Genomic DNA, 633 nt, shown 5'->3' on the forward strand with positions numbered 1-633 from the left:
CCGCGCCGACCAGGCCGAGGGTGAGCGACCCGAGGCCGGGACCGACCTCCAGGGCCACGTCGTCGGGGCGCAGTCCGGCCGCGGCGACGATCCGGCGGATCGTGTTCGGGTCGTGCAGGAAGTTCTGGCCGAGCTTCTTGGTCGGGGCCACGCCGAGGCGCGCCGCGAGCTCCCGGATCTCCGCCGGGCCGAGAAGTGCGTCAGCCATGAGGAAAGAGCCTACGGGCGTACGCGACACCACCTGGACGCGACGGGGTACAAAGCGGTGATGACCGAGTTGCTCAAGCTCACGGCCGTCGTCGAGGCGCCGCCCGAGCGGGTGGCGGAGATCCTGCTGGCCGTTCGCCCGGACGGAGAAGCCGGCGGCGAGCCCGGCGACGAGCCCGGCGACAAGTTCGTGATCACCGACCGGGGCAGCCGGATCACGGTGACCATCGACCGGGCGGCCCGGTCGGTGAGCCGGCAGGGCGAGTGGTGGTACCGCGGGGTCACCTCGGTGGAGCCCGAGCCGCGCGGCAGCCTGGTGGTGCACCGCATCTACAACGTGGCGGAGACGAGCGGCTGGGCGGTCCGGTTCGTGGCCCGGCGGCCGCTGAACGAGGCCCCGGAGTCGTTCGCCGCGACCGTGCGCGG

At 73.5% G+C, this 633-nt stretch carries 2 protein-coding genes; one reads left to right on the forward strand and one right to left on the reverse strand.

Annotated features, from left to right (window positions below; genetic code table 11):
- A partial coding sequence (locus tag Ato02nite_RS50895) for an rRNA adenine N-6-methyltransferase family protein (RefSeq protein ID WP_281419913.1) occupies positions 1–208 on the reverse strand: 208 nt, incomplete at its 3' end.
- Between the two features lie 60 nt (positions 209–268).
- Between Ato02nite_RS50895 and Ato02nite_RS50900 the strand changes: the two genes are divergently transcribed.
- The coding region (locus Ato02nite_RS50900) for a hypothetical protein (RefSeq protein WP_213013959.1) at positions 269–633 on the forward strand (365 nt) is incomplete at its 3' end.

Origin of the sequence: Paractinoplanes toevensis, assembly GCF_018332695.1 — a bacterium.
Taxonomy (GTDB): domain Bacteria; phylum Actinomycetota; class Actinomycetes; order Mycobacteriales; family Micromonosporaceae; genus Actinoplanes; species Actinoplanes toevensis.